The 8,474-nt window shown below is 37.4% G+C and carries 3 protein-coding genes; 2 read left to right on the top strand and 1 reads right to left on the bottom strand.

All coding sequences use genetic code 11. The features are described from left to right. The first annotated feature begins 590 nt into the window (after nt 1-590). Together C200_RS01045 and C200_RS01040 are read left to right on the top strand one after the other, a co-directional pair. Complete coding sequence (locus C200_RS01045) at nt 591-3,347, top strand: hypothetical protein (RefSeq protein WP_051307348.1); 2,757 nt, start codon at nt 591-593, stop codon at nt 3,345-3,347. Nucleotides 3,348-3,582: 235 nt separating this feature from the next. Then, a complete protein-coding gene (locus tag C200_RS01040; RefSeq protein ID WP_016211092.1) occupies nt 3,583-4,875 on the top strand; it encodes a hypothetical protein in 1,293 nt (430 codons plus the stop codon). 43 nt (nt 4,876-4,918) lie between these two features. Here the strand turns inward: C200_RS01040 and C200_RS01035 are convergent, their stop codons facing one another. Then, complete coding sequence (locus C200_RS01035; protein ID WP_033923637.1) at nt 4,919-7,513, bottom strand: hypothetical protein; 2,595 nt, start codon at nt 7,511-7,513, stop codon at nt 4,919-4,921. Nucleotides 7,514-8,474 lie beyond the last annotated feature (961 nt).

The raw sequence follows: 8,474 nt of genomic DNA, 5'->3' as shown, positions 1-8,474 counted from the left end.
AGGTAGCGACGCTTACGAGTCCTGTGTTAGCGCTTTCCCTAAAAATATGGCTTTCCCATTTTATGGGCAACACACAAGAGAATCTACTGCTGGGAGTCATGAAATTCAAAGCATGAGATGAGTGGGTGGTAATCCTCACGTTATATAATGTTTAGTAGTTCAGGTTTGAGGTCTAGAAAAAACAAAGTTTAAAGAATATTTTTATTGGCGAGATAGCATGAAAAAGTGATCTGCTACTTTCTGTGCAAGAATTTCTCGGGAGAAACTGTGAAAATTTAGCTTAAATTTTTAGAAAAATTGGAAAAAATAAGGATTTATCCTGTTAAAAAATAATTTTCTGCAGGTTGGTTAAAGCTTTGTGATGGTTTCTATGTGTCCTGAATTTTCCCTTAGGGTAATTTATCTTGAAGTTTAAATTTACAATTTGACTATAAATTGAATATTTTATTTTTTATAAAAATATAAAAATATTGTTATTTATTTTGATTGTTGCAATGTAATAAATGTGTAAATATAAAATGTTAAATGAATAGAATATTATATTTTTAAATCTGGTGTATGTCATCAGTATTGACTTTAAGGAGGTTGCTATGCCTTTATTGGAAGCTGATAATGTAGAAACTGTTGTTAAAGTTGGAGCAACTGCAGCAAAAATAGCTTATGAAGCAATAACAGATCAAAATGAGCAGAATACCATTGAAAAGGTAATGAGCTTATATAGTAAATATTTAAAAGGGGTTTCTAGTGGCAATAGCCCCCAGGTCAATTTACCTGCGCCTTTCGAATCTAAAGGATCACCGAAAGCATCTTACTATATGAGTCAATCTCTTAAAGTTGATAGTCTAAAAATTAAAGTGCGCTCGGATGGCTCATATGAATACCGAGATAAATTAGTAAGGGCTGCTACTGAACTTAATCAATACTTTGAGTTAAGACTTCAAGGTGTTTTAATTTTCAAATCTAAGTCCTCTGATGCACTTTCTACCACGTTAAATTATGTGCACTATTTGTTAATCAATTGTATGCAGGATTTTACTGGTAAACCTGAAGAAGTGAATGCCCTTGCTGGACTTAAGGAGTTTTTGGGTGAATTTTCTAAAATGCCAAAAGCGAAGCGTCGTCAAGATTTTGTCGCTGGAGCTCTAGTTTATTTAGATGCTGCAGAAAAGCACTTAATGCAGTTAAGTCATAATTTAAGTGCACAGCAACGCTTTGAACTTATGCATGGTCATGCGAAAGGAGCTGCGGAGAATTCTTTGAAGTTAGCATGTATGCTTATGACACACGTAGATAAGCACTCTGCTATTCGTACTGCTGATCCAGCCGACCTTGCTAATGGCATTATTCGTCGTCAGCATTCCTCGCTATCTGCAATGCGGGTTGCTAGCAGTATGGTAATGGGTGATAATCCTTACAATGCTCGTTTTAAATCAGTTGCTGCTATGTTTCAGTCTACAGACATGCAGCTGGTGCCTGGTATGAATGATGATGAGGGCACTCGTTCTAAAAGGGCAGATGGTTTTGCTAGAATGAGATGGTGTTTAAAACCCTATCAGACATCAGATTTAGTTGTTAATCCGAAAAGTGTTAAGCTTAATATAGTTGCTATCGACTCTGCAGAGAAGACTGAAAGGTTGCAGTCTATTGATGCTTTGCTTGATCTTGCAGGAATGTACTCTCAATTTGCTTCATTATCCCGTACGGTGGCTTTACATGCTGTCATGCGTGGCAGTCTAATGATTTACAATGAAAAACTCTATGAAAAGCTGTATGCAACTTTAGCTAAACTTAGCAGGAAGATAAATGAAAAAGCTAAAGAAGCAGAATCTCAGTTACAAGCAATTAGAAGTTACAAGGGGCGTCAATGTGCTTATAAGGAATTAGATATTTATAAAGCACTTGATGATTTTGATCAGTCTAGGAGTACTCTTGGTTATGAATATCAGAGTGTAACGAGATCATCAACTGAAAACTATAATGCGTTAGTTACGGAAGATAGGGATATTGAACAGAAATTAAATGAAAATATTGAGGTGCTGCGTGCTCAATATAGTTTAGAGTTACCTGAATATACCACCACACAGCTTGGCAAAGTAAGAAGTTTGAACAAACTGCTTGATCTGCAGTTTAATAGCTCAGCGAGTGAGGTAAAATTAACTGGTAGTGATAAGTCACAGCTTATTGCTCTTGTAAAAAAATGCTTTGGTCATTTAATGGATCAGTTAACAGGGGAGTTTAGCTTGGCATCTCTTGCCGAAATTGAGGGCTTTAAGAAAGCATCTTCAGATCTTAACACTATTGTTAAAAAGAAACTTGGCAAAAAAGGAGAAAAATTTTGTAAGAAATTTTTAACGAGCGTTCAGGGTACTCTTGGGGTATTTGCAGCATATGAAGCGAGCGTAGAAGCCCAAGTGGATGACTCAATAGCGAGCAAATCTGAGGAGCTGGCGCCTGGAGGAGATGAGCTTCAATTCAGTGAGAGCGAAGCCCAAGATGAGCTTAAGAGGTTACGCGAAGAGCTAGAAAGTTTAAAAAGTGCACTTAACGTGGTAGCAGAAAAGAACACGCAGCGACAGGGAACAAGTGAAGGTCTGAGTGAAAATGTGGTGGCAGTTGAGCTTAAAGAAGGGCAGGGGCAAGTTACTGCATCGCATGGTAAATCACAGCGATTAACGCCGGAAGAAAAGCGCCAGCTTTATTTGAATGGAGGCTCTGCAAAAGGCTCTGAGAAAAGTTATGATAAAGACAACTCATTAAGTTTAAAGCGCTATAAAAAAATTAAGCAAGAATGTGGTAGTGGTGTGGGAGCTAATATTGTCTTTATTCTAAGAGATGGTAAGCGGCGCTTTACTGCTTGGAATGAACGTTCATTAGCAAATAGAATTATTGATGGTTATCTTGATAAGGGCCAAGCCTATATGAAATCTAGCCGGGTGTCGATCTGTCAGGATATTATAAAGAGTGAGATAAGAATATTGGGCATTGAGGAGGATTACCCTAAACTTGTTGGTGCCGTGGAAGCTTGGATTAAAAATACCCATGATATGTCGACAGCCTATAAGTTTAGCCGTTGTGATTTTGTTCGTGCAGCACAGTTGATTGATGGCTTATTAACGTCGAGAGTGTGTAATAAGTGTGATGGGCGGTGGTTGACGATACCTGAGGCAGTAGAGGAAGGTGTCAGTGATGATGTATTGCATCAGGTATTGCTTAAGCTCGATGGTAAGACAGAGCTGAGACCAGAAAATGCAGATGATTATGATGCCTACTTGTTTACGGCCTTACAAGGTGGTGGAAAAATAAATAGTGGTGTCAGGTTTGATCATGTGGTCAGTGAAGCACTCTAGGTAAATGGTTTGAAGTGGTTATAGGCTATTATATTTAAATTCCAGACTGCTTCAAACTGAGTAACTGCTGATTAACTTAATGTGAGTTAAATAAGGTTAATCTTAAGGCAAGTGTGTTTCTTGTCTTATTATTTTTTTGTTTTTGCCGCATTTTGCTATTTCATAGGTATAATGAATGGTAAGGTAGGACCCAAAACCTTTCATTTTTCTAACAGGTAGAAGAGGAAAAATACCAATGAAGCAATTTGCTGTTTATCTGCTATTTCTCTTATTTATTGCCGGTTGCACTAAAGTACCCGAGCAAAATTCATCGTATTACAGTGCGCTTAACTCTTCTTCTGTGCAGGGCAAAATTCCAAATAATAGCAGTATTGTGAATGGAGCCTTAGTGACTCGAGGGCAGCAGCCTTATATGAGTGTGAATTTTAGCGATAATGGTAAGCAGCTTGTTTATGTGAGTCAAAATTATCGTGGGGAACCTGTGATTTATCAGGTCAGCCAAGAGCAGGGTCGTTGGTTAGCGCCAGAGCAAGTAGTTTCTTTACAGTCTAGTATTATCGAGTTATCTGGGCTGCACTTTAGTCGTTTTATGACGACCAACAGCGATCAGCCGAGTGTTGCCCTAGGATATGTTGCTTTTCTTGCTGAGTTAACTAATGGGGCAACGGGTTTATTTTATGCGCAAAAAGTAGATACAGGATGGCAAGTACACCGAGTTGCAACGACAGAAAATCGTGTGCACGTGGGAGGAAGTGAATATTTTGGCCAGTTCTCTCACCCCAATGTTCTTGATGATGCTATTTATTTTTTAGCGACAGCTGATCAAGAACAGTTTTTATATCGTTATGATATCTTGACGGGATTACGCACTGCGATTCCTGTACAAAATGCACAGGGTGTATTTTTAAGGAATTTACGCAACTTAAGTTTTTCAGGTCAGAGCTTTGCCATTACTGCAGATGATGCTGGTGGTCAAGAGGGAGTGTATGCCTTTGAAGGTTATGGTAGCTTTCGGCGTTTAAGTCCTGAATATTACAATAATATCAGCGGTGAAAAAATTTCAGTGAAGCTTGGACAAATGAGCTATGGCCGTTTTGGTACGCAGATGAGTATGATTACAACTGCAAATAAACAGCTCTCTAAGCAAGCACTGATTCCTCAAACCGGCGTATATATCAATGTTAAGGGGTTTAATGATAAGCCTGCGCTATTAACATGGCAAAAAGTATCAGGTTTCGAATTTTTACATTTTAAAACGCCATTATTATTGAAAGCTTCTCAGGATCAAGCGAGTTTTATTTTTGTGGCAAATACCGCAAGTGCGCCTCAGCAAATGGGGGTGTACAAAGCCAGCATCACCAATGGGGTGGTTAATGTGACTCCGTTATTGATTCCTGGGGAATATCTGGATAAGCAGCGTGTGATTGCTGTTAATGTTGGCGATGCGAGTGTAACACGCGATCAGCTTGCTGTTAGTGTGCAGTTTAGTAATGGCCAAGAGGGTGTTTATCTGTTATCAACAAGTTAATATATGTCAAGCGAAGTTCTGAGTGACACAGGAATAACTCAACTCATAGAACATGACAACCTCCAAGGCTTGGCAGGGCATCACTCCAGCTTCCTGGTTGTTGAGCATTATCTGCTGCGTGGTTATCAAGGAATAGATGAGAGATGTCTCTTGGTTTTTGAGGTTCTTGTCCTGCATGAGCAGCCAGTGAAGAAGGTTCTTGGTGAATGGGTGTTTGTGCCTCATGCTGTGCTTTTGCATGCCTTAAATTTTTAAATCTTTTTGATGTCCATGCTGTTTCTGCTTTCATTAATGCACTTAAGGTATATCTCGGGCTAGTAATGTGGCTTGGGCTTAATTGAAGAATTTTTTTTGAAATAATATAGTTGGTGAAGGTGGGATCGGTAAAAATAGGATCAAAGTCTATGGCACCTGTTTCTTGGACCAAGTGTATTTTGTGTTGATAACGCTTTTCAGGATTGGAAAATAGATTTTTAGCTGAATCCGTTACTCTTGAAAACAGTTGCATCGCGCTTTCCTCTGTCTCCACAATATTTAAATTAAGTCTGTGTAGTGTATACCAAGCAACGGCTCCCAATATGTAAGATTTAGACATATTTTCTGGGTTTTGCTTATCCTTTGCTTGTTGGTACTTTGTTTGTGCTGTTTGAAGTTCAGAGAATATATGCTTTTGGAGCTCTTTTTTAGATAGGTTTTTTGGTAGGTGTATAAAGGTATATTCAGAAAGAATGTTAAGAAGGCTTAACGTTTTTTGTAGTTTATCCTCTGCCTTTGTCTCTTTATTTATATACTGTACGAAGATCCGTCCCAATCTATCGAGGGTACGTTGTTGTATATCTGGAGTATGGGTGCTGGCAAGGGCAATCCGTGCACGAGATTTTTCCGGTGATTCTCCATGCTCAAGTGTGGCAATGGCAGTAAAATCAAAGGCAGATAGTAGTTGTGAGCGGCTAACACGTCGTTGACGGTTAGCAGTACGTCGCTGGCTCTTACAAAGTTGGTCAACAGCTCCTGCTTTCGTACTATAAGCCTCAGCCAGCTCGAATAAGCTGAAATGTGCTGCATAGGCTAAGCCTGAGAAATTGAAAGAATACCCATTGTAATCTGTACGGCAGCCTTTTCCAATATGTGGTAAGGGGAATCCTCGGTTACATAAGCTAGAGAATGACTGGACATGAGATTTCTCGTTATCATCTTGAGCAGCAAAATCAGTCATATGGTGTATAAGGCTTTTTCTTGTATGCCTAAAAAGAAAATCATCTGCATTTAAGTTTAGTTCATCATTTAGTGCGAATATCCCATCAAGGTTTCTTGCGCGAATGAGTTCTTTAAAAATGGTGATAAGAGTCTCGGGATTATCATCTATACCGCTAGTCAGTGCTTCCCTTTGTGAGTACAATAGATCTCTAAGAAAGTCTATATTTTCTGGCTGACATAATGCCTTTAAGGTTTCAGAATCAGCATCAAATAATATGCATTGGTTTGTAAATACTTCATCTTGTAAAGAGTGATGCCAGTGTGCTTGGTCATTTTCTGCGAATGCATCCCATGCTTGGGTTAAGGCTTGAGTCCAATTGTTTGCTTTTTTGAGATAGCTTGCTAATGGGTCCTCTGCTATTTTTACTCGAGGCTTTTCAGGTTGTGTTTGCCTTTTACCTGCTTGCGTCTTTTTGTGCTTTTTATTATTTCTTCTAGGTTTTGCAGGGAGGTTGGTTGCTGAGGCCTGACTTTTTACTGCGGCCTCAGATTCTAACTGTGTAACCGCTTGTCTGAGGATAGGTATCCGTCGTTTTAAAACCTCAAAAAGTATTCTATCGTGTCTATTTTTGGTAGAGCGTCCTGGAGTGTGGAAGCCTTCTGCATCGGTACTGCTTGTATGATTATCCCTAATAAGTGTTAGCTGTCTGTAGTGAGGGCTGGTTAGTATTTTCAGCCCTTTCTGGTGTAGAGCATAAAGTTTTCTTACCAGATCAAGTTTTTGATCGGGTTCTGTTGCCCTGGCTAATTGACTATTGAGAATGGTTGTTCTTTCTTTTAGATCAGCGACTCTTCTTTCTAAGTCATTAATTTGTTCATCCATTAACTCTAGTAGTGGTTGCGCAAATTTGATTGCATCTTCTTTGATTTGAGCTTGTGTTTCTGGATCTAGCGGTGGCTTACCACTATTATCTACATATTTACATTTAGGGTTTTTTCCTTGCCGATGCTTTAAGTAAACTCTGACTATACGTGGGCTTTCTTCGCTTTGACCTTGATACCTTACGCTTAAATGTAAATGATGCTCTAATGGTCGAACTTTTCCAATATCTTGAGAACGAGGATCAAAAAATGAAACGACAGAGACGTGAGCATTGAATACCCCTGGAGTTTGGCTTTTAACATGCATCATAATATATTTTGCGTCATTTCCACCATCTTTATAACTCTTCGGTTTGGTAATATCGATATAAAGTGGGTTTTGCTGAAAAAGCCCTATTTTTTGTTGTAGAAGTTCAAAAAATGGGTTGTGTTCCGTGCTTCCCATCGCTTTAGTAGAGGGACGCTTTCTTGGAACACAGTAAAGAGCTCTAGGTTGAGTTTGGGGCGGTGCTGCTCTTCTGCTTTGATGGGTAGTTCTTCTCGGTCTAGGTCTAGGCATGGTATAATCTCCAGTATTATTTTTTTCTATAATTTGGTGTATATTGTTGAATTAACAGTTTGGTATTAATGGTTTTGTTTGTGTTTTTCCTTTTAAAATTAAATTTTTATTATGTAATATTTAGTTAATATTAGTTTTTTAATAAAATTTAATATTTATTAATTAATTAATAAATTAAGTCTCAATATGGCTTTATTTTGTCAGAACACGATTCTAAGTGATGTTTAAGTATTAGATGGCATGCACTGCAGGTTGTTTGCTATTATTTTTTTTATTAATTCCATTCAGTATCCATTCAATATTTTTAATGTAAGTTTATGTTTAAAATTAAATTTATTTTAACCAAAAACAATTCTAGTATAATTGGGAAAATATTATAAATTATGATGTTTATGTTAATTTACGGTAATTGTATGTATTAATTTATAAGTTGTTTATATATCAGTTTTGTAATTAAGATGAGAATAAATTAAAGAATTGATGAGGATTTATCCAGAGGAGCGTTAATATACTTGTAGCTTATCTATGAAATTTAATAGGTGTTTTTATAAAATGCTGAAATATTCAGCTAAATTCTGAGCATAAAGCAATGTGTTGCTTAATTAATAACTTTTTATATTAAATATAATGGCAATGGAGATGCTTAAGTATGGCCATTTGTTGATTTTTTAGTTAATTAAAAATTAATTGTATATTAAATAACTATGAAAGCATTCATAAAGTAGAATTATAATTCTATTATTGTTGATTTTTATAAGATAAATTATATTTTTAAGGGTGTTCAGGTTCTAGAAGGTATTACTGAATTTAATGTGGAGTGTTGGGAGACGGAGGGTGATTTTCGGAGCTGTCGATGCGGCTTAACTTATTAAGATTATAGACTCACCTTACGCACTGACATGATAAACAATGTATAATGAAATCTGATAGATACAGGGATTTCATCAGGAATGAATAAAGA

Source organism: Piscirickettsia salmonis LF-89 = ATCC VR-1361, from assembly GCF_000297215.2.
Classification (GTDB): Bacteria; Pseudomonadota; Gammaproteobacteria; order Piscirickettsiales; family Piscirickettsiaceae; genus Piscirickettsia; species Piscirickettsia salmonis.
The sequence above is the reverse complement of the archived record's forward strand: the minus strand, read 5'-3'. Positions and strand labels throughout refer to the sequence as shown.